16 protein-coding genes are annotated in these 19,317 nt (G+C 64.4%); 11 read left to right on the forward strand and 5 right to left on the reverse strand.

The annotated features are described in order from the left end of the window. Positions 1-26 precede the first annotated feature (26 nt). The 6 genes from CSQ95_RS03540 (at position 27) to CSQ95_RS03565 (ending at position 9,673) form a co-directional block, all read left to right on the forward strand. Entirely contained in the window at positions 27-1,034 is a 1,008-nt protein-coding gene (locus CSQ95_RS03540) for an NADP-dependent oxidoreductase (RefSeq protein WP_070218807.1), read from the forward strand. 124 nt (positions 1,035-1,158) lie between these two features. After that, positions 1,159-2,316, forward strand: coding sequence for an ABC transporter substrate-binding protein (locus CSQ95_RS03545; protein ID WP_070218808.1), 1,158 nt, complete (start codon positions 1,159-1,161; stop codon positions 2,314-2,316). 37 nt (positions 2,317-2,353) lie between these two features. Next, positions 2,354-6,031 carry a response regulator gene (locus tag CSQ95_RS03550; RefSeq protein WP_099408503.1) on the forward strand — a complete coding sequence of 1,226 codons (3,678 nt, stop codon included), beginning with the start codon at positions 2,354-2,356 and terminating at the stop codon, positions 6,029-6,031. After that, a complete protein-coding gene (locus CSQ95_RS03555; protein WP_070288429.1) occupies positions 6,028-8,568 on the forward strand; it encodes an EAL domain-containing protein in 2,541 nt (846 codons plus the stop codon). The genes CSQ95_RS03550 and CSQ95_RS03555 overlap by 4 nt, the downstream gene beginning before the upstream one ends. Positions 8,569-8,587: 19 nt before the next feature. After that, on the forward strand, positions 8,588-8,962 hold the full coding sequence (locus tag CSQ95_RS03560) for an oxidoreductase (protein ID WP_099408504.1): 375 nt from the start codon (positions 8,588-8,590) through the stop codon (positions 8,960-8,962). Positions 8,963-9,025: 63 nt separating this feature from the next. Then, a complete protein-coding gene (locus CSQ95_RS03565; RefSeq protein WP_143449895.1) occupies positions 9,026-9,673 on the forward strand; it encodes a hypothetical protein in 648 nt (215 codons plus the stop codon). Positions 9,674-9,682: 9 nt separating this feature from the next. Here the strand turns inward: CSQ95_RS03565 and CSQ95_RS03570 are convergent, their stop codons facing one another. Next, positions 9,683-11,188, reverse strand: coding sequence for an anion permease (locus CSQ95_RS03570; protein WP_099408506.1), 1,506 nt, complete (start codon positions 11,186-11,188; stop codon positions 9,683-9,685). Positions 11,189-11,451: 263 nt separating this feature from the next. Here CSQ95_RS03570 and CSQ95_RS03575 point away from each other — a divergent pair, with 263 nt between their 5' ends. Next, the gene (locus tag CSQ95_RS03575) at positions 11,452-12,606 is read left to right on the forward strand and encodes an acyltransferase (protein WP_180278943.1); all 1,155 of its coding nucleotides are present in this window, start codon (positions 11,452-11,454) and stop codon (positions 12,604-12,606) included. A 225-nt stretch (positions 12,607-12,831) separates the two neighbouring features. Then, positions 12,832-13,605 (forward strand): ferredoxin--NADP reductase, encoded by a 774-nt coding sequence (locus CSQ95_RS03580; protein WP_070218815.1) that lies wholly within the window; start codon positions 12,832-12,834, stop codon positions 13,603-13,605. A gap of 79 nt (positions 13,606-13,684) precedes the next feature. Here CSQ95_RS03580 and CSQ95_RS03585 read toward each other — a convergent pair whose 3' ends face one another. Next, positions 13,685-15,325, reverse strand: a complete 1,641-nt coding sequence (locus CSQ95_RS03585; protein WP_099408507.1) for a phosphoethanolamine transferase — start codon at positions 15,323-15,325, stop codon at positions 13,685-13,687. Between the two features lie 199 nt (positions 15,326-15,524). Between CSQ95_RS03585 and CSQ95_RS03590 the strand changes: the two genes are divergently transcribed. Beyond that, the gene (locus CSQ95_RS03590; RefSeq protein ID WP_099408508.1) at positions 15,525-16,106 is read left to right on the forward strand and encodes a type 1 glutamine amidotransferase family protein; all 582 of its coding nucleotides are present in this window, start codon (positions 15,525-15,527) and stop codon (positions 16,104-16,106) included. On the opposite strand, the gene CSQ95_RS03595 is transcribed toward CSQ95_RS03590, so the two are convergent. The 3 genes from CSQ95_RS03595 to CSQ95_RS03605 form a co-directional block, all read right to left on the reverse strand. Beyond that, positions 16,103-17,581, reverse strand: coding sequence for a serine hydrolase domain-containing protein (locus CSQ95_RS03595; protein ID WP_218963567.1), 1,479 nt, complete (start codon positions 17,579-17,581; stop codon positions 16,103-16,105). The genes CSQ95_RS03590 and CSQ95_RS03595 overlap by 4 nt on opposite strands. An 85-nt stretch (positions 17,582-17,666) precedes the next feature. Next, on the reverse strand, positions 17,667-17,996 hold the full coding sequence (locus CSQ95_RS03600) for a hypothetical protein (RefSeq protein WP_099408510.1): 330 nt from the start codon (positions 17,994-17,996) through the stop codon (positions 17,667-17,669). Between the two features lie 7 nt (positions 17,997-18,003). Beyond that, positions 18,004-18,384 (reverse strand): hypothetical protein, encoded by a 381-nt coding sequence (locus CSQ95_RS03605; protein ID WP_099408511.1) that lies wholly within the window; start codon positions 18,382-18,384, stop codon positions 18,004-18,006. A gap of 302 nt (positions 18,385-18,686) precedes the next feature. Between CSQ95_RS03605 and CSQ95_RS03610 the strand changes: the two genes are divergently transcribed. Both CSQ95_RS03610 and CSQ95_RS03615 read left to right on the forward strand, forming a co-directional pair. Then, positions 18,687-18,875 carry a hypothetical protein gene (locus CSQ95_RS03610; RefSeq protein ID WP_070218819.1) on the forward strand — a complete coding sequence of 63 codons (189 nt, stop codon included), beginning with the start codon at positions 18,687-18,689 and terminating at the stop codon, positions 18,873-18,875. A 181-nt stretch (positions 18,876-19,056) separates the two neighbouring features. After that, positions 19,057-19,242, forward strand: a complete 186-nt coding sequence (locus CSQ95_RS03615) for a hypothetical protein (protein WP_070288440.1) — start codon at positions 19,057-19,059, stop codon at positions 19,240-19,242. Positions 19,243-19,317: the final 75 nt, after the last annotated feature.

Below are 19,317 nucleotides of genomic sequence, written 5' to 3' on the forward strand. Positions count from 1 at the left end.
TTTTTCCCGCATTCAGAGAGAACATCATGCAAGCATTGCAACTTAAAAAATACGGCGGCCTCGATCACGTGGCGTTTGCCGACCTGCCCCGCCCCACGCCCGGCCCCGGCGAACTGCTGGTGCGGGTGCACGCCGTCGGCCTGAACCCCATCGATAACCTGATTCCCAGGGGCGACTTCAAGCCCATATTAAAACTGCGCTTGCCGGCCACCCTGGGCAGCGACCTGGCCGGCGTGGTGATGGAAGTCGGCAGCGGCGTCACGCGCTTCAAGGTCGGCGACGCCGTGTATGCGAGCATTTTCGACACGCCGCACGGCAGCCTGGCCGAATTTGCCGTCGTGCCGGAACAGGCGGCCGCCCTGAAACCGGCCAGCCTCGATTTCGTGCAGGCGGCGTCGATCCCCATGGTGGGCTTGACGGCGTGGCAAGCGATGCACGAGCGCATGCAGCTGCGGCCTGGCCAGAAAGTGTTCATCCCGGCCGGTTCCGGCGGCATCGGCACGTTCGCCATCCAGCTGGCCAGGCACCTGGGCGCCCGCGTGGGCACCACCACCAGCACGGCCAACGTGGAACTGGTGCGCGGCCTGGGCGCCGATGAGGTGGTCGATTACAAGAAACAGCCGTTCGAGGACGTGCTGCGCGATTACGACGCCGTGCTGGGCACGGTGCGCGGCGACGGGCTGGAAAAAGCCTTGCGCATCGTCAAGCCAGGCAGCCGCGTCGTCTCGCTGGTCGGCCCGCCGGATGCGGCCTTTGCCCGCGCGCGCGGCATGCACGTGGTGCTGAAACTGGTGTTCGGCTTACTCAGCCGCAAGATCATCGGCCAGGCGCGGCGGCGCGGCGCCAGCTACGCCTTCCACTTCGTGCGTCCCGACGGCGGCCAGCTGGCGCAGATCGCCGCCCTGCTCGAAGCGGGCACCATCCGCCCCGTCATCGACCGGGTGTTTCCTTTTCTGGAGGCGAAACAGGCGCTGGCCTACCTGGCGCAGGGACGCGCGCGCGGCAAGGTGGTAGTACAGCTGACCGTGCCTTAAACGAGCTGCGCCGCAACGGCTTCGGGCGCCGTGACTATGTGTGAGTTTTTTGTTGGCAATTTCCTCCATACTCGTTGTCAACCCCATGCCTATTGATACCGGTCAACCTCAATAAAGGTAGCTCATGCGCTTTTCCCCGGAATGCTGCTGGCTCGCTCTCACCCTCGCGGCGGGCATAGTCCATGCCGCCGAACCGGGCGTCACCGATACGCACATCCGGCTGGGCATGGTCAATGCCCAGACGGGCGCGGCCTCGGGGCTGGGCCGGGCCATGCTCGACGGCGCGACGGCCGTGTTCCAGGAAGCGAACCGGAGCGGCGGCATCCACGGCCGCAGCATCGAGCTGGTGGTGGCCGACGATGGCTACGATCCGGACCGTGCCATCAGCGAAACGCTCAGTCTGGTCGAGGAAAAACAGGTATTCGCCCTGTTCGGCAACGTGGGCACGCCCACCACCAACGCCGTCATCCCGATTGTGCAGGAAATGAAGGTGCCGCTGGTGGGCGCGTTTACGGGCGCGATGACCTTGCGCCGTCCCGTGGTGCATGAAATCATCAACTTCCGCGCCAGTTACGACGATGAGTCCGATGCCCTGGTGCAGTACTTCGCCAGCCGCGGCATCCAGCGCTTTGGCGTGCTGTACCAGGACGACGGTTTCGGCAATGCCGTGCTCGACGGCACCGTGCGCGCCCTGCAGCGGCGCGGCATGGAACTCGTTGCCAAGGGATCGTTCCAGCGCGGCACGACGGCCGTCAAGGCGGGCCTGGCGGCCCTGATCGGCCACGACCTGCAAGCGGTGATCATGGCCGGCCCCTACACGCCCGTGGCCGCATTCGTGCGCGAGGCGGGCCAGGCCGGGCTGAAGGCGGACTTGGCCACGGTATCGTTTGTCGGTACCGACAGCCTGCTCCAGCTGCTGGGCACGGAAGGCAACAACATTGTGATTTCGCAAGTGGTGCCCCTGCCGGAAGACCGCCAGTTGCCGATCGCCGCCGACTGCGCCGCCCTGCTGGCCCGGCACGTGCCGGCGGCCAGGCTGTCTTTCGTCAGTTTCGAAGGCTGCATCTCGGCCACCCTGATGGTGGCGGCGCTACGCCGCACGGGCGCCGACCTCACGCGCGAGCGCCTGATCCGGAGTTTCGAGACGTTCGACCGGCTCGATCTGGGCGGCTTGCGGGTAACGCTGCGGCCGGACAATCACCAGGCGTCGACGGCCGTTTTCCTGACCCGTATCGCCGACGGCAAAATCGTTCCGGCGGACCTGGCGCCTGGCGCGAAGTGATGCGCGCCCATTTTTGCGGCCCGCCCTGGAGCCTGGCATGAAAATCAGGACCAAGCTGATCATCAGTACCACCGTCCTGCTGGCCGGCGTGGCGGCCATGGCGGCGGCCGGCCTGCTGCTGGTGAAAGGCATCGAAACCCATGTCCATGGCTTGACCGACGAAACGGTGCCGCTGTACACGGACGTGTTGCGCCTGCGCTATACCGTGCAGGATATGGCGTCGGACTTTTTCGAGCTGGGCAAGGCGGAAGACCTGGCGCAGCTGGAGCAGGTATCGAACAAGATCGGCGCCAATATCGAGGCCGCCGAGAGCATCAGCGACGATTTGCGGCGCCATGGCGAATCGCAGGCGCCCCGCTACCACGCGGCCTTCGAACGGGAATTCCAGCGCATGCGCGTCGCCGTGCGCAAGCGCCTGGAAAACGAGGCCTATTACAAGGCGCAGGCGACGGAGATGCGGCAAGTGCTGGCGCAGATCAAGGCCGCCGCCAAGGGCGCGCGCAGCAAGATCCGCGTGGTCGACAGCCAGGCCCAGGCCACGGCCGCCGAAGTGCAGCAGCAAAGCCAGCGCCTGAACCAGAATGCCCGCTACCTGACCGACCTGCGCAAGAGCATCCACGACATGCAGATCGCGCTGGCCGAAACGGAAGCCGTGAAGAACCGTTTCCGCATCGCCCCCCTGCGCGAGCGGCTGACGGCGGCCGTCGCCCATCTGGCGGGAACCAGCGAGCGCGACATCAGCCCGGCCCAGCAGACGCTACGGGCGACACTGCTGGCCACGGCGCAGCAGATGCTCGATCCCGTCGCGGGCTTGCTGGCCCTGCGCGCCGGCCTGCTGGCCGAGGGCGGCGCCAGCGGGGCGCGGCAGGCTGCCTATCTTGCTCTCAAGGAGCAAACCAGCATGGCCCTGGCCACTGCCCACCTGCGCCTGGCCGAGGAGCTCGATCCCATCGAACTGCAGCTGGCCATCGGACGCGACCGGCTGGCCGAGGCCGGCCGCTACATGCGCACCTCGGCCCGCATCGAGGATGCCAGCGGCGAAATCAACCTGGCCGTCGACGCCATCAGCATCGACGTGGGCGAAGTCATGCTGGCCACGGCCGCCGCCGACGTCACGCGCCTGGGCCAGGATATCGCCCGGCGCATCAGCGCCCTGCACCGCGACATGGCCACCATGCAGGCCTTACAGCAAAGCATAGGCCAGCTGGGCTTGCTGGCCGAAACGAGGGTCGTCAACACTTACCTGGACGCGGTGGAGCGCTCGGGACGGCGGCTGGTGCAGGCCAAGGGCAGCGTGCTGGACAGCCAGACGGCGCTGGGCGAGGTCATCGACCATGTGCGCGCCTTCGAGCGCGAACAGGCCGCCTATTCCGCGCAGCAAGTGGCGCGCATCACGGGGCAGCAGCAGGATGCGGTGGCCAAGGTGCGCGACGGCGTGCGCCATGCCTTCGTGCTGATCCTCGGCATCGCGCTGGTGCTGCTGCTGGCCTGCGTGATCATCACGGGCCTGATCAGCGCATCGATCGCCAGGCCGCTGGCGCGTTTGTCCTACGCGATTGCGCATATCCGCGACGGCAAGGCGCTGTCGGTGCGCGTGGCGCAGCACGGTAGCGATGAGCTGGGGCAGCTGATCACGGGCTTCAACGGCATGCTCGAGCACGTCGAACAGCGCGACCTGGCGCTGACGCAGGCCAAGGCCGAGGCCGACGCGGCCAACCGCGCCAAATCCGAATTCCTCGCCAAGATGAGCCACGAGATCCGCACGCCGATGAATGGCGTGCTGGGCATGACGGAATTGCTGCAACGCACGGAACTGAGTCCCAAGCAGCAGCGTTTCGTGCACACGGTGCACCGTTCGGGCGAAAGCCTGCTCAGCATCATCGACGACATCCTCGACTTTTCCAAGATCGAGGCGGGCAAGCTGGTGCTCGAACACATCCCCTTCGACCTGCGCCAGGTGATCGACGATGTGGTGGCGCTGTTTGCCAACGGCATCCAGCGCAAGGCCATCGAATTTACCTGCCGCGTCGCCTCCGACGTGCCGCAGCACGTGCGCGGCGACCCCGTGCGCCTGCGCCAGATCCTCACCAACCTGCTCAATAACGCCACCAAGTTCACGGAACGGGGCGAAATTTCCGTCGATGTCAGCTGTCCCGCTGCCGGCCAGATCCGCCTGGAAGTGCGCGACACGGGCATCGGCATGGCGCCGGAAGCGGCGGCGGCCGTCTTCCAGCCGTTCCGCCAGGCCGACAGCACCACCTCGCGCAAATACGGCGGCACGGGCCTGGGCCTGGCCATCATCAAGCAGTTAGCGGAAATGATGGGCGGCAACATTGTGCTCCAGTCCGTGGCGGGACAGGGTTCCAGCTTTGCCGTCACCGTCGTCGTGGGCGAGGTGGCGCCCGAGGATGCGCCGGCGGCACCGCCGCCGCGCGTGTCGCTCAATGCCTTGAACGTGCTGATCGTGGACGACAACGCCACCAACCGCAGTATCCTGCTGCAGCACGCGATCGAGTGGCAGATGGCCGCCGCCAGCGCCGCCGACGGCGCCGAAGCGCTGGACCTGCTGCAAGGGGCGCTGCGTAGCGGGCGCCCGTTCGACCTGGCGATCATCGACATGCGCATGCCAGTCATGGATGGCGCCGAGCTGGTGCGGGCAATCAAAGGCGACGCGCGCATGGCGGCGCTGAAAATCATCATGCTCAGTTCGCTCGACGCCTCGGCCGATCTGCGCCAGGTGACGGCGCTGGGCGTGGAATACTGCCTGACCAAGCCCGTGCGGGCGCTGGAATTGCGCCACTGCATCGAGGCCGTCGGCGGCTTCGGCACCCTGGCGCCAGCGACGGCTGCGATACCTGCCACGTCGGCCCCGCCCGCCGTGCCGGACACGGCTGGCGCAGCCCCGGGCCAGGCGCCGCTGCGCATGCTGCTGGTGGAAGACAACGCGATCAACCAGGAAATCGCCCTGGCCATGCTGGAAGACACGGGCTACGAGGCCACGCCGGCCGACAACGGGCGGCGCGCGCTGGCCCTGTGGGAGCGCTACCCGTTCGATGTGATCCTGATGGATTGCCAGATGCCGGAAATGGACGGCTTCGAAGCGACCCGGCGCCTGCGCCGCATGGAAGCCCAGCAAGGCCGCAGCCGCACGCCCATCATTGCCCTGACGGCCAACGCCATTCTGGGCGACCGCGAACTGTGCCTGGAGGCGGGCATGGACGACTACCTCGCAAAGCCGTACACGCGCGCCGCCCTGCTGGCCATGCTGGCCCGCTGGCGCCCGTCGGCGGCAGCGGAGACGGTGGAGACGGCGGCGGAAGCCGCCCCGGCGCAGGCTGCCCCGGCGGCGCCGGCTGAAACAAGCTCCATCCTCGACGCGGCCGCCCTGCAAAACCTGCGCGCCATGCGGCGTCCCGGCCGTCCCGACGTGCTCGGCCGCATCATCGATTTGTTTTACAGCGATGCCCCGCGTCTGCTGGGCCAGCTGGAAGTGGCGGCCGGGGCCAGCGACGCCGCGGCGCTGCAGCTGGCGGCGCACACGCTCAAGTCGAGCTGCGCCAACGTGGGCGCGCTGGGCTTGTCGGCCACCTGCCGTGAAATCGAACAATATGCGCGCGGCAATGACGTCGGCAGCGCGCTGCAGCATATCCGCGGCATCCAGCAAGAACTCGACCGTGTCCTCGCCGCCCTGGCCATTGAGAAGGAAACCCCATGAATACAGCACAGCCCCCGCAAGCACTGGTCCTGGTGGTCGATGACGACACCATGACGCGCATCCTCGTGACGGAAGCGCTGGAGCCGGAAGGCTTCCGCATCGAGGAAGCGGCCAGCGGCCTGGAAGCGCTGGCCGCCTTCCAGCGCGGCGTGCCCGACCTGATCCTGCTCGACGTCGCCATGCCCGGCATGAGCGGCTTCGAATGCTGCGCCCAGCTGCGCCGGCTGCCCGGCGGCGCGCATGTGCCCATCGTCGTGCTGACAGGCAATGACGACGATGACTCCATCAAGCAGGCGCTGGAAGCGGGCGCCAGCGATTTCATTTCCAAGCCGATGCAATGGCGGCTGCTGGCGCACCGCCTGCGCTACCTGCTGCGGGCCAGCAGCGCATTAACCGAGCTGAGCCGAATCCAGGAAAGCCTCAGCCACGCGCAGGCGCTGGCCCGCCTCGGCAACTGGGAATACCGGGGCACCGGCGGCGACGGCTACTGGTCGCCGGAACTGCTGCGCATCCTGGGCCTGGAGGCCGATTCCGGCCCCACCAGCTTCGACCGTTTGCTGCAATGCCTGCCCGAAGACCAGCGGCCCCTGCTGCTCGATGCCTTCATGGAACTGCATGCCAACGGCACCAGCTACAGCCTGGAGCACAAGGTACGGCAGCCCGATGGCGGCGAGTGCATCGTCTTTCACCAGGCCGAAGCCGTGCGCGAAGGCCATCAGGTGCTGCTGATGCGCGGTACCGTGCAGGACATCACGGAACGCAAGCTGCAGCAAAGGCGCATTGAATACCTGGCCAACCACGATGCGCTGACGGACTTGCCCAACCGCCAGTTGCTGAACGACCGCATCGGCCAGGCCATCGCCCATGCGCGCCGCACCCGTTTGCACCTGGCGACCCTGATGCTGGACCTCGACCGTTTCAAGTTCGTCAACGACAGCTATGGCCACCCCGTGGGCGATGCGCTGCTGCAGGAAGTGGCCCGCCGGCTCAAGCTGGCCGTGCGCGAAGGCGACACCGTGGCCCGCCAGGGCGGCGACGAATTCGTCGTCCTGCTGACGGACCTGCCCGACATCGGGACGGCCGAAGAGATCGTGAAAAAAGTACTCGAACTATTCGCCGATCCTGTCGTGCTGGGCGAACATACCTTGCACGTCAGCACCAGTATCGGCGCCAGCGTCTTTCCCTCCGACGGCGACAGCGCCGACATGCTGCTCAAGACGGCCGACGCGGCCCTGTACAGCGCCAAGGACAAGGGCCGCAATGGCTGCCAGTTCTACAACCACAAGATGGGCGTGCTGGTGGAAGAGCGGGCCGAAATCGAACACGCGCTGCACCAGGCGCTGGCGCTGGGCGAACTGGAATTGCATTACCAGCCCAAGGTCGACCTCACCAGCGGCAAGATTTATGGCATGGAAGCCCTGCTGCGCTGGCGCCGCGACGGCATCGGGCTGGTGCCGCCGGACCGCTTCATTCCCCTCGCCGAGGAAACGGGCATGATCGTGCCCATCGGCGAATGGGTGCTGCGCACGGCCTGCGCGCAGCTGGGCGTCTGGCATGCCTACGGCTTTACGCACCTGACGATGGCCGTCAACGTGTCGGCACGCCAGTTCCGCCAGGTCGACATGCCGGAACTGGTGCGCGCAGTGCTGGACGACAGCGGCCTGCCGGCGCACTGCCTGGAGCTGGAGCTGACGGAGAGCGTGCTGATGCAGAACCGCGACCTGGTGGTGCGGGCGCTGGAGCAGCTGAAGGAGATCGGCGTCACCCTGTCGCTGGACGACTTCGGCACCGGCTATTCCAGCCTGTCCTATCTGAAGCAATTCCCCATCGACGTGGTCAAGATCGACCAATCGTTCATCCGCGACGTGACCGACAGCGTGGATGGCGCTTCGCTGACCCGCTCCATCATCGCCATGGCCAAGTCCCTGCACCTGACCACGGTGGCCGAAGGCGTGGAAACGGAGGGTCAATTGGGTTTTCTCAATACCAACCGCTGCGACGCCATGCAAGGCTATTACTTCAGCCGCCCCCTGCCCGGCGCCGAGATGGATCTGATGCTGCATGCAGGCACCCATTTGCCGCCCGAGAGCTGCCATGCCGTGGCGCCCCAGCGCGTGCTGCTGCTGGTCGATGATGAGGAGCATATCCTGTCCGCCCTGCGCCGCTCGCTGCGCAAGGAAGGCTACCAGATACTCAGCACCACCAATCCGCAGGAAGCGCTGGAACTGGTCGCCTCGCACGCGGTGGGCGTGATCCTCACGGATGCGCGCATGCCGGGCATGTCGGGCAACGAACTATTGCGCCGCATCAAGGGCGTCTATCCCGAGATCGTGCGCGTGATGCTGTCCGGCTACCCTGAGCTGCATTCGGTCACGGCGGCCATCAACGAAGGCTCGGTGTACAAATTCATCACCAAGCCGTGGGACGAAACCCTGCTGAAAGACCACTTGCTGGAAGCCTTCCAGCGTTTCGAATCGGGCGTGCAGCGGCCGCCGCGGGGGCCCCATGGCATCGAGATCAGCAACCGCGCCGCCTAGCGCGCCGCCAGGAGCCATCATGCAGGAGCAGTTGTTCTTCGAAGGCTTGCGCGCCCTGGCCGAAGCGGCCTTTCCCAAGCATTGCGCCTGCTGCGGGCGCGTCTTCGCCACGGCGCACGAGTTCATCGGGCAGACACGGGCGATGCGACAGGATGTCTCGGGGCTCAAGCAAAGTTTCGATGACAACAACGTGGCCATCGTCGAGGTCTACCGCAATTGCCTGTGCGGCTCGACCCTGATGGATTTCTTTTCGGACCGGCGCGACAGGTCCGAACCATCGCTGCGGCGGCGCCAGCTGTTTGAGCGCCTGCTACCGCTGCTGCAGGAAAAAGGCATGGAACAGGCCGCGGCGCGCGACTATCTGCTGCAAGTCGTGCGCGGCCAGTTGCCGTGACGGCGGTGCTTGCATATATGATGCCGCCTGCACACACAAACAGGGAAAGGCAGGCGGCGGAGAATGACAACGATCACTGGGCGATTGCAGGAAGCGGGCTTCGATGCGGCACAGGCCGATGCCCTGGCGCAGGATATTGAACAGAAGAAATATGGTCCCTTGCTGCAGCAGTTGCTGCTGCGGGGCCTGTGGGCCGAGGTCGTCGATGACAGCTTGCCGCGGCCCCAGTGGCTGGAACGCTGGCGCGCGTTGGGCGAGTCGGGCTTTCCCTTCATCAACACCCCTGCCCTACAGCGGCTGCTGGACGCGGGTATCGACGTGCACGACCTGACGGACGTCGTGCGATCCGCGCAGGTGTTGACGATCTACAATATTGCCCAGCTGATCGACGAACCCTGCCGCGACCTGGGCTACGACCTGGAAGAAACGCCGGACCTGGCGCTGGCGGCCGTCGATGACGGCGGCGCCCTGCACCGTTACGGCAGCCTGCACGACGCGCTGGAAGAACTCGACCCGGCGGGCCGCCACGGCCAGCCCCGCACGCTGGAACTGCGCCAGTTCGGCGGCTTGCCGGCAGCGCAGCAGGAAGAACTCCGGGACTTGCTGGCGAAAAAAGCCTGGTCGCAGGCGGCCGTCCTGTGGAAGCGCGCCGTGGGCGGCGAGCTGGCGCACTGCCTGGCGGCCATGCGGCGGCTGGCGCGCCAGCTGTAGCAACTGGTATTACCAGTAGCCGAGCACCTTCCACCACGTCGTGCCGACGACGGCAAAGATCAGCAGTTCCACCACGCACATGATAAAGCCGACCCGCCACCAGTTGCCCATCGTCACGAAGCCGCTGCCGAAGATGATGGGCGAGGTACCCGTCGCGTAGTGGGTCAGGGTCATCATGATGGCCGAGCCGGCCGTCATCATCAGCATGAACGGCACGTGGTATTCGGCGGGAATCAGGTGCAGGCCCACCGTCAGAAAGGCCAGCAGCATGGCGCTGATGTGGGCCGTCGTGCTGGCAAAGAAATAATGCGAGAAGACGAACACCAGCACCAGGACGCCGGCGATCGGCAGCCAGTCCATGCCGCTGGCGACGATGGCCGCCTTCATGCCGGCCGAGAACCAGGCGATCACGCCCGTCTTGTTCAGCTGCTCGGCCATCATGACCAGGGCGCCAAACCACACCAGAGTGTCCCAGGCGCTCTTTTCCGACAGTACGTCGTCCCAGTCGATGGTGCCGGTAATGATCAGCACGAACAAGCCGACAAAGGCAACCACCGTCGCATCGAGCGAAAATGCGGGGCCGAACAGCATGGCGGGCACGTTGGCCCACAGCAGCAGCAACAGGGCGAAGGTGCCCAGCATGACTTTTTCCGGTGGCGACAGCGGGCCCATGCCTTTCAATTCCGCCTTGGCGTAGGTGACGGCATCGGGCGTGGCTTTCAGTTCCGGCGGCGACAACCAATAGATGATCAACGGCATCACCAGCAGGCAGACCAGGCCCGGCAGCAGCATGCACAGGGCCCAGGTGGTCCACGTCAGGTGGAAACTCTGGCCGCTGGCCTTGGCCACGAAATCGACCACCAGCGGGTTCGGCGCCGTGGCCGTCAGGAACATGGCCGAGGTGATCGGGTTGGCATGGTAGTTGACGAGGGCCAGATACGTGCCCACCTTCTTTTCCGTACCCTTGGCCGGGTCCGAATCGAAGGCGTTGGCGATCGATTTCATGACGGGGTGGACGATGCCGCCGCCGCGTGCCGTGTTACTGGGCGTAAATGGCGCCAGCACCAGTTCGCAAATCGCCAGGCCATAACCGATGCCCATGGTGCGTTTGCCCAGCAGCGAGATGAACAGCAGGCCGATGCGGCTGCCCAGCCCCGTCTTTTTCAGGCCGCGCGATATCAGAATCGCCACGACGATCAGCCAGATCAATGGATTCGAGAAACTGCTGAGCGCATCCGTGATGGCGCCCTTGGACGAGGTCGACGTCACCTGCGACAAGGATACGATGACGATGGCCATCATCGCCATCACGCCGATCGGCATGACTTTTAATATGATCGCCAGAATCGTGGTGAGGAAGATCGCCACCAGGCCCCAGGCCTTCGGCGTCAAGCCTTCGGGCGCCGGCAGCAATAGCATGCCGACAAGCAAGGCGGTGCAGATCAGGGCGGGGACGAGGCGGAATGGGACGGCTTCCTTGAAATGCAGGAACAGGTCGCGCACTGTTTTATACATCTTTATTACCTTTCGCTGTGGGTCGGGCATCGTGGCGCCAGGAATCGTGCACGCAGATTCATCGGCTGGCAGGCACGAAAAACCGCGCCCGCAAGATGATAGATACCCAACAATTCTGTTCGGCAATATCATACACGCAAGGCTACGCTGTCCCTGCCCCATTGCCGCGTTCGCTACCGACTATCTGTAAAATCGTTGACCGGCAAGCGACATATGTCACATAATTGCCCCATTGGTCGCCAGACAGGCTGACAAGGAACCCATTGATCACCCGCAACCACCATATCGACACCTTGCGCGGCGCCGCCATCCTGTGCGTACTGCTGCTGCACTTCGCCCTCGCCTACGGTCTGAAGAACAGCCCGCTTGAAATCCTGCCCTCCTGGCTGCTGCGCGCCGCCTACCAGGGCAATTACGGCGTGACCATGTTTTTCGTCATTTCCGGCTACCTGATCACCTCCACCTCGCTGCACCGCTGGGGCGACCTGGCGCGCATCGACCTGGCGGCGTTCTATCTCTATCGCGTCGCCCGCCTGCTGCCGGCGCTGTTGCTGGCCCTGTCCCTGATCGTGCTGCTCGGTGTACTGGACGTGCCCTTCTTTGCCAACTCGGACGGCGGCAAGGACTTGCCAGCCAGCTATTTCGTCATCGCCATCGCTTCCGTGCTGACCTTCTGGCACAACGTGCTGATGCAAAGCGCCGGGTACTTCAATTACTGCCTGAACGTGTACTGGTCGCTATCCGTCGAGGAAATGTTTTATCTGCTGCTGCCGCTGTCGTGCCGCTTCCTGCGCCGGCGCCTGGCGATCATGCTGCTGTGCGGCACCGCCATCGCCGCCGGCCCCGTGTACCGCAGCCTGCACGCGGATAACGAGATTTACTTCATGTACGGCTACCTTGCCTGTTTCGACGCCATCGCCATCGGCTGCCTGACGGCCCTGCTGACACAACACTGGCAGCCGGGCGCGCGTGCCGGGCGATGCTTGCGCTGGACGGCGGGCCTGGCCTTGGCGGCCCTGTACGTGCGCGGCATCGGCGGCCACGAAGTCTTCGGTTTTACCCTGATCGCGCTGGCCAGCGCCGCCTTCATCGCGGGCGCCACGGCGGTCCCGGCGGCCGGACAGGGCCGCCAAGGCCCGCTGCAATGGATGGGCCGCCACAGCTATGAGCTGTACTTGTTCCATATCATCGTGCTGGCCGGCATGCGCAACGTGGTCGACAAGGCGGGCCTCGGCTACGCGGAACGGCTGCCGTGGCTGGCGCTGTTCCTGGCAGCGACGGCGCTGGCGGCCGCCGTCGTAGCCCGCTACGTGTCCGATCCGTCGAATGCCGCCCTGCGCCGGCGCTTCGGGAGCAGCGCCACGGCCACGCCGGCACGCGCTGGCGGCAGCCCTGGCGCGGCGCCCCGAAAAAACTGAGCCAGGTCAAGAGACCGCATGCCCACCGCCCGTTTCCGGGCGAATTTCAGCCCCGTCTAGCCGTTCGCACTATAATGTCGGCACCGCGTGCGGCAGCATTGGCGGCGATAGACGGTAACAATTTCGTGTAGAGGCCAGTACAATAGCGTCTGGGCCTACACAGGGTTTCACTTTTGCCAGCAGTTGCCAGCAACTAACCATTTTTTTGACCAGCCAACAAATACTATGAGTTCGATGAATGAAGAGCGCGTTTTAAGCGTGCACCACTGGACGGATACCCTGTTCTCCTTTACCACCACGCGCGACCCGTCGCTGCGTTTCTCGAATGGCCACTTCACCATGATCGGCCTGCGCGTCGACGGCAAGCCATTGCTGCGCGCCTACAGTATCGCCAGCGCCAATTACGAAGACCACCTGGAATTTTTCAGCATCAAGGTGCCGGGCGGCCCCCTGACGTCGCGTCTGCAACACTTGCAAGTGGGCGACACCGTCATCGTCGGCCGCAAGCCGACCGGCACCCTGGTGTCCGACTACCTGCTGCCGGGCAAGCGCCTGTACATGCTGTCGACGGGCACGGGCCTGGCGCCTTTCCTCAGCATCGTGCGCGATCCGGACATCTACGAACGCTTCGACGAATTGATCCTCGTGCACGGCGTGCGCCAGGTCGACGAACTGGCTTACCACGACTTGCTGGAAGAACATCTGCCGAAGCATGAGTTCCTGGGCGAAATGGTCAGCGACAAGCTGCGCTACTACCCGACCGTGACGCGCGAAGACTTCCGCAACATGGGCCGCATCACGGAACTGATCGAGAACGGCAAGCTGGCCAAAGACCTGGGCGTGCCGGAACTCAATCCTGCCGAAGACCGCGTGATGATTTGCGGCAGCTCCGAGATGCTGCGCGACCTGAAAGACATGCTGGAAGCGCGTGGCTTCAAGGAAGGCAATACCTCGACGCCTGGCGACTTCGTTGTCGAGCGCGCGTTCGCCGAAAAGTAATCGAGGGCAAATCCGCAGCAAATTCAGGGGCCCGGCCCCGCCGCTTCCCGCGGCGGCGCCGGGCCTTTTCATTGCCGGCTCAACGGACCAGCACTGGACCGCGCTGGTATTGCAAACCATTCATGAAGCGCTGCACGGGCGTAAAGGCACTGCTGAGGATATCGTCATGCGCCGCGTAATAGCGCGTCTCGATCTTCAGCAAGCCCAGCACGGTTGCATCAAGCTTGTCCGTCTGGTACGGCCGGTTTTCCAGCGCGGCGCGCGCGGCCGTCGACTGCGGCGCTTGCTGGTTATCCCAGATCAACATGGGAATTTCATAGCCGCTCTTGTCCGACGCGGAATGGCCCGCGTGATTGCGGCTGTAGCCCACTTCCTGCCCATGGTCGGAGACGAACAGCAAGGAGGCGGCCCGGCCGGTCTTGGCCGTTTCCGCCATGCCGATCAGGGTGCCCAGCACGTAATCGCCATAGCGGATCGCGTTATCGTATTCGTCGCGCTGGTTGCGTATCCAGCTGGACCTGCCCTCGCTGGCCATCTGCGCGCTGACGGCGTCCTGCGCCCGGTCGAAATGGGCGAAGCGGCTGGGATAGCGCATGTCATAGCTGGGATGCGCGCCCAGCAAGTGCACGACGATGAGCTTTTTCGGCGCAGCGTCGCGCAGCGCGTGGGCGAATGGCTGGAACAGGTTGCCGTCAAAATTGTTTTCGCCACGGCCCGTGCCGTAGTTGATGAAGTCGCTTTCATCGGCCTCTCCCGCCAGCAGCCCGATCCAGCCATCGTTGCGCGTCTGGTTCGAGACCCAGAACGTCTTGTAGCCGGCCGCCTCGGCCAGCATCAGCAGATTCGGCTTGGCCATCCACGCATCGGGGTTGCCGATATCGGCCGGCGTGAGCATGGTCATCATCGATTCCACCGTGCTGGACGCGGGCGAAATCACATCGTTAAAAACCAGCAGCTTCGCACGCATGGCGTCGAGCTGGGGCGTGGTCGCGCGCGGATAGCCGTACAGCGACATCGAGGCGCGGTTGGTGCTCTCGCCGATCACCAGGATGACGGTGCGCGCCTCCTCGCCCGCATAGCGCACATTCCAGTCGCGCGGCGCGGCCATGGCCGCCGTCAGCGCATGCTGCATCGATTTCATCGCGTCCAGCTGCGCGCTGTACTGCTGGTAGCGCAGCGGCCAGAACAATGCCGGATTTTCGCGCCGCATGGTGGTATTGACGTGCAGCAGCACGAGAAACACGGCCATACCGGCGGCAAAGGCTTTGTGCGGCCAGCCCGGCGCGGTACCGGCGCGCGACGCCTGCCAGCGCTGCAGCTGGTGGTCGGCCAGCAGCACGGCCGCCGTCACGAGCACAAACCAGCCAGCCGCTTGCGCCAGGGCGACGCTGTTGTGCAGGAAAAATTCTCCCGTTTCCGCTTGATCTGTCGCAAACATGGCCTGCAAAACCGCATTCGGGTTCGGGCGCATGCCAAAATAGCCACGCAAGAAGCCTTTTACGGCGGCGTCCAGGTAAAACACGGGCACGACGACGCGCACCAGCACGGTGATCGCGCCGCAACTGCCACGCCATGCGTGCAGCACGCCACCCACGCCCAGCAGGAAGGCCGCCAGCAAGACGCTCAATTTCAGGCATTCATTCGCGCTTAACTGATCGAAGAGGAAGAACAGCAACAGGCCAGCAATGCTGAACAGGACACGGCAAAACAGAATCAGCATGGAGGCGATGGAGAGTAAGCATTGAACAAGGACAAGCCCGCGCGGACGGGCCAGCGATTGTAGCGCAGTCTGTTGCAACTTGTACCATCGTTTCCTGTGGACTCCTGACAGAAATTGTCAGTGCTTTTCGTTATGCTTTCGGCACCAGCTGGCCAGCTAGCCAGTACTATTGATATCTCCACCTGCGACAGGACTTTTCATGACACGTGCCATCACCATTCTGACCGAGAACTTTGCCGATTGGGAAACCGCCCTGCTCAACTCCACGGCGCGCCTTTACTACGGCTTTTACACGCAGTTCGCCACGCCGGGCGGCTTGCCCGTCACCTCGTCCGGCGGCATGCTGGTTACGCCGCAACTGGCGCTGGAAGATATCGTGCTCGATGAACTCGATTTGCTGATGGTGTGCGGCGGCAGCCATTGGCAAAGCGGCAAGGCGCCCGACCTGGGCCCCCTGCTGCGCGCGGCGCGCGACAAGGGCGTCGTGCTGGCCGGCATTTGCGACGGCACGCGCGTGCTGGCGCAGGCGGGCGTGCTCGACTCCGTGCGCCATACCTCCAACAGCGCGGGCAACTTGCTGGAAACGGGCTATGCGGGCGCCGCCCTGTACCAGGATGTGCCGTGGGCCGTCGCCGACGAGCGCATCATCACGGCGCCCGGCACGGCGCCCGTCACCTTCACCAAGGAAGTCTTGCGCGCCCTGGGCATCGCCGACGACAACCTGACGGCCTACCTGGCCATGCATGGCGCCGAGCACGGCCAGGCCGCGGCGGCGCGCTAATCCGGGGAAAGCACGCGCAAACGCGCCACGGCGTGCGTGTTGCCCGGGTCCAGCTCCAGCGAACGGCGGTAATGCGTGACGGCCAGCGCCGTGGCGCCATCGGCCTCGTACGCTTCGGCCAGGCTGTCGTGGCCATTCGCCCCTTGCGGATACAGCTGCACACCCAGCTCGAAGACGGCGACCGCCTGTTTCGGCTGCTGCCGGCCCAGCAGGCGGTAGCCCCAGGCATTCAGGTCGTCGTCGGCGGGTGCAGGCAGCCCATGCTGGCGCCGGATGGCCGCCAGTTTCTGCTCCAGCCCTTCAAAGCCCGTGCTGGCCGCCTTGTTGCGCAATAGATGCGCGGCATACGCGCCGCCCCGCTGCTGGCGCAGGCCGGGAACATAAAAGCCGGCGACGGTATCGATCAGCTGTTCCGGCTGGCCGCCCGCCAGGTTGCTCAGGATAATGACGGCCAGGCCATCGTCGGGATACACATAGAAGGCCGAGCGGCCGCCGCCGATGCCGGCCACGGCGCGGTGGCCATCACGGCCGATGGTGGGCCAGCCCAGCGCCCACGGTGCCGGCTTGCCGTCGTTCAAACTGGTCGGCTGCCACAGCCGTTCCACACTGGCGGGCGCCAGCAAGCGCCCCGACTGCAGGGCGATGAGCCAGTTGACCAGTTCGCCCGCATTGCTGTTGATGCCGGCCCCGGCGCGCATGAAGACGGGAAAGTCCTCGATCACGTTGCGGTAGCCGTTGCCTCCCCGGTCCAGCACGTAGGAACTGGCCTTGCCCACGACCACGTCCTTCGCATCGCCAAAGCCGCTGTGCCGCATGCCCGCCACGTCGAACTGCCGGTGCCGGATGAAGTCGGTAAAGGGCTGGCCGCTCTGGCGTTCGATCAATTGCGCCAGCAACACGTAATTGGTCTGGTTGTAGCGGTAGCGCTGGCCTGGCGGGGCTTCCACGGGCAGCGCCTGCACGGCGCTCCACGCCGCAGCGGCGTCGTCCGGTTGCGGCCCCACCAGCTTGCCGCTGCGCTGGTCGAGCACGTCGGGCAAGCCCGACGTATGGTTGAGCAATTGCGTCACCGTCACGGCTTGCCAGGCTGCAGGCAGCCCCGTCAGGTATTGGCCGATGGGCGCGGCCAGATCGATCTTGCCCTCCTGCACCAGCTGCATCACGGCCACGCCCGCAAACGCCTTGGTGGCCGAGTTGATGGAAAACAGGCTGGCGTCCGTCACGGGCACCTGATATTGCAGGCTGGCCAGGCCGAAATTGCGCTTCAGCACGACCTTGCCGCGCTGGATCACGGCCAGCTGCAGCCCGGGAATCTGGCGCTCCCGCATTTCGCTGCGCACAAAGGCGGCAATCTCCTGTTCCGCGCGCGATGCCTGCGATGGGCTGGCGGGGGCGGCGATGGCGAGCGAGGTGACGGGAGCTGCCACGGCGGCAAGCGCCATGACGAGCAGGACGGACGGGAGGCGTGGCTTCAAGATGCGGCTTTCGACAGTTGAAAACGGAACCGCAGCATCCCATACCTATTTGTCAACGTCAACGACAATCTTGCCGACTAGAAAGTTACTCTTCCAGCCACACATCTTCATACCCTTGCCGGTCGAGAATGAACTTGGCGCCGCTGGGCAATGCCAGGTAATCGACCACTTGCGGCAGCATCTCGTGCAGGTGCTCCGCATGCAGGGCCTGGTAAAAGCCGCTGGCGTCGTCGTGTTCGCCGCAGTGGATGAACCAGCTGATGGTGCCGTTTTCCGGCAGCGCGATGCGCGTGCCATAGATGGGCGACTGCGCCAGGCTGCCGATGGCCAGGGCCACCATGGGTTCGGGCGCCTGCGCCGGCAAGCCGAATTTGTCGCAGATGCGTTGCTGTGTTTCGCTGATCAGTTCAGTCATGGTGCTCTCAGGATCCGATGTAGCGGTAGTGGAGGCGCAGCGCGCCATCGTGGCCGGACATTTCCAGGTGCAAGATCGCTTCACCGGGCTTGCCGTCGGCCAGCAACAGGCATTCCAGGCCCAACGGGCCGTCGCCGTTGGCGTACACATCGACGCCGGGCCGGCCGCCCTTGCCCGGCACAAAGGCGTGCGCCAGCGGCGTCAGGGACAGCGCCTCGTTGGCCGCAAAGTAGCTGTCGAGCATGTCGACGATCTCCGTGGCCACGGCCGGCGACAGACCCCAGTCGCGTTGCAGCGCAACAGGATCGCGCCCGTTCAGCGTCTGCACGAACGCTGCGGCCTGCGCGTACGCCAGCTCTCGCAGGCTGTCAGTAACTGTCATTTCCATATAGCGACTCCTGCCTTCTCCATTCAACAGGCGCCATTATAGTGCGTGGCCGGGCGCATAGACGATCCGTTTGCCATCCATAATCAAACGGCTTGCCGCTCATTTAAAACACCGCCCTTATTATTTATCGCACTGCAATAACATAAATGGCCGGCGTGATATTTGGTGAGTATCTCGGACATAGAATCGCGAATACGATTTATTTTCAATTGACGCTTATTTATTCCGGCGCTAATATCGAATGGCCATATACCATGGCATACAGCGCAAGCAGTACTTAACCATCACAAGAGGATAGTACAATGCAAAACCAATCCAAATTGTTCGCATTCAAACTGGCTGAAAAACAGGTACAAAAACAGGCGGCGCCCGCCACCGCCTGGAAAGTGCGCGACGGCGTCGCCGTGGCCGGCTGCACCGCCGTCGGCACCAATGATCAATATCGCGACTCTTCGCGTCTCAAGCCGAACGACAGCGGCCAGTATTGCTGATTTCCGGCACGCCATAACCCCGCCCGGCGCGGGGTTGCATATATTCCCCATATTCAAACCGGCGCCGTGCGGCGCGGATTTTCCGCGCGCAATGAATATATGAACCCCTCTCAATTGGAGATTCCATTCTTTAAAGCAGTTATCGGTAAAAATCGAAACATAACCATTAACAGAGGATCTCATGCACGATAAAACCAAGCTGTTCGCATTCAAACTTGCGGAAAAAAAGGAAGAGGAAAAACCGGCGCGTCCTGCGCCCTGGAAAGTACGCGACGGTGTCGCCGTGGCCGGCTGCACGGCGGTCGACAGCGAGGAACAATACCGCTATTCGCGCGTCGGCTCGAGTGACGGCGGAGAATTCTGCTGATCGTTGCGCCAACTGAAAGCCTTGCCGCGGCAAGGCTTTTTCATCTTCCCGATTTTCCGCTACTGCAGGCTCCCC

It is taken from the genome of Janthinobacterium sp. BJB304 (assembly GCF_002735765.1).
Taxonomy (GTDB): domain Bacteria; phylum Pseudomonadota; class Gammaproteobacteria; order Burkholderiales; family Burkholderiaceae_D; genus Janthinobacterium.

Coding starts and splice junctions, on each gene's coding strand:
- CSQ95_RS03550 (WP_099408503.1), top strand. CDS start 2,354: ATGAAAATCAGGACCAAGCTGATCATCAGTACCACCGTCCTGCTGGCC.
- CSQ95_RS03555 (WP_070288429.1), top strand. CDS start 6,028: ATGAATACAGCACAGCCCCCGCAAGCACTGGTCCTGGTGGTCGATGAC.
- CSQ95_RS03610 (WP_070218819.1), top strand. CDS start 18,687: ATGCAAAACCAATCCAAATTGTTCGCATTCAAACTGGCTGAAAAACAG.
- CSQ95_RS03565 (WP_143449895.1), top strand. CDS start 9,026: ATGACAACGATCACTGGGCGATTGCAGGAAGCGGGCTTCGATGCGGCA.
- CSQ95_RS03560 (WP_099408504.1), top strand. CDS start 8,588: ATGCAGGAGCAGTTGTTCTTCGAAGGCTTGCGCGCCCTGGCCGAAGCG.
- CSQ95_RS03600 (WP_099408510.1), bottom strand. CDS start 17,996: ATGACTGAACTGATCAGCGAAACACAGCAACGCATCTGCGACAAATTC.
- CSQ95_RS03605 (WP_099408511.1), bottom strand. CDS start 18,384: ATGGAAATGACAGTTACTGACAGCCTGCGAGAGCTGGCGTACGCGCAG.
- CSQ95_RS03540 (WP_070218807.1), top strand. CDS start 27: ATGCAAGCATTGCAACTTAAAAAATACGGCGGCCTCGATCACGTGGCG.
- CSQ95_RS03615 (WP_070288440.1), top strand. CDS start 19,057: ATGCACGATAAAACCAAGCTGTTCGCATTCAAACTTGCGGAAAAAAAG.
- CSQ95_RS03585 (WP_099408507.1), bottom strand. CDS start 15,325: ATGCTGATTCTGTTTTGCCGTGTCCTGTTCAGCATTGCTGGCCTGTTG.
- CSQ95_RS03545 (WP_070218808.1), top strand. CDS start 1,159: ATGCGCTTTTCCCCGGAATGCTGCTGGCTCGCTCTCACCCTCGCGGCG.
- CSQ95_RS03590 (WP_099408508.1), top strand. CDS start 15,525: ATGACACGTGCCATCACCATTCTGACCGAGAACTTTGCCGATTGGGAA.
- CSQ95_RS03570 (WP_099408506.1), bottom strand. CDS start 11,188: ATGTATAAAACAGTGCGCGACCTGTTCCTGCATTTCAAGGAAGCCGTC.
- CSQ95_RS03580 (WP_070218815.1), top strand. CDS start 12,832: ATGAGTTCGATGAATGAAGAGCGCGTTTTAAGCGTGCACCACTGGACG.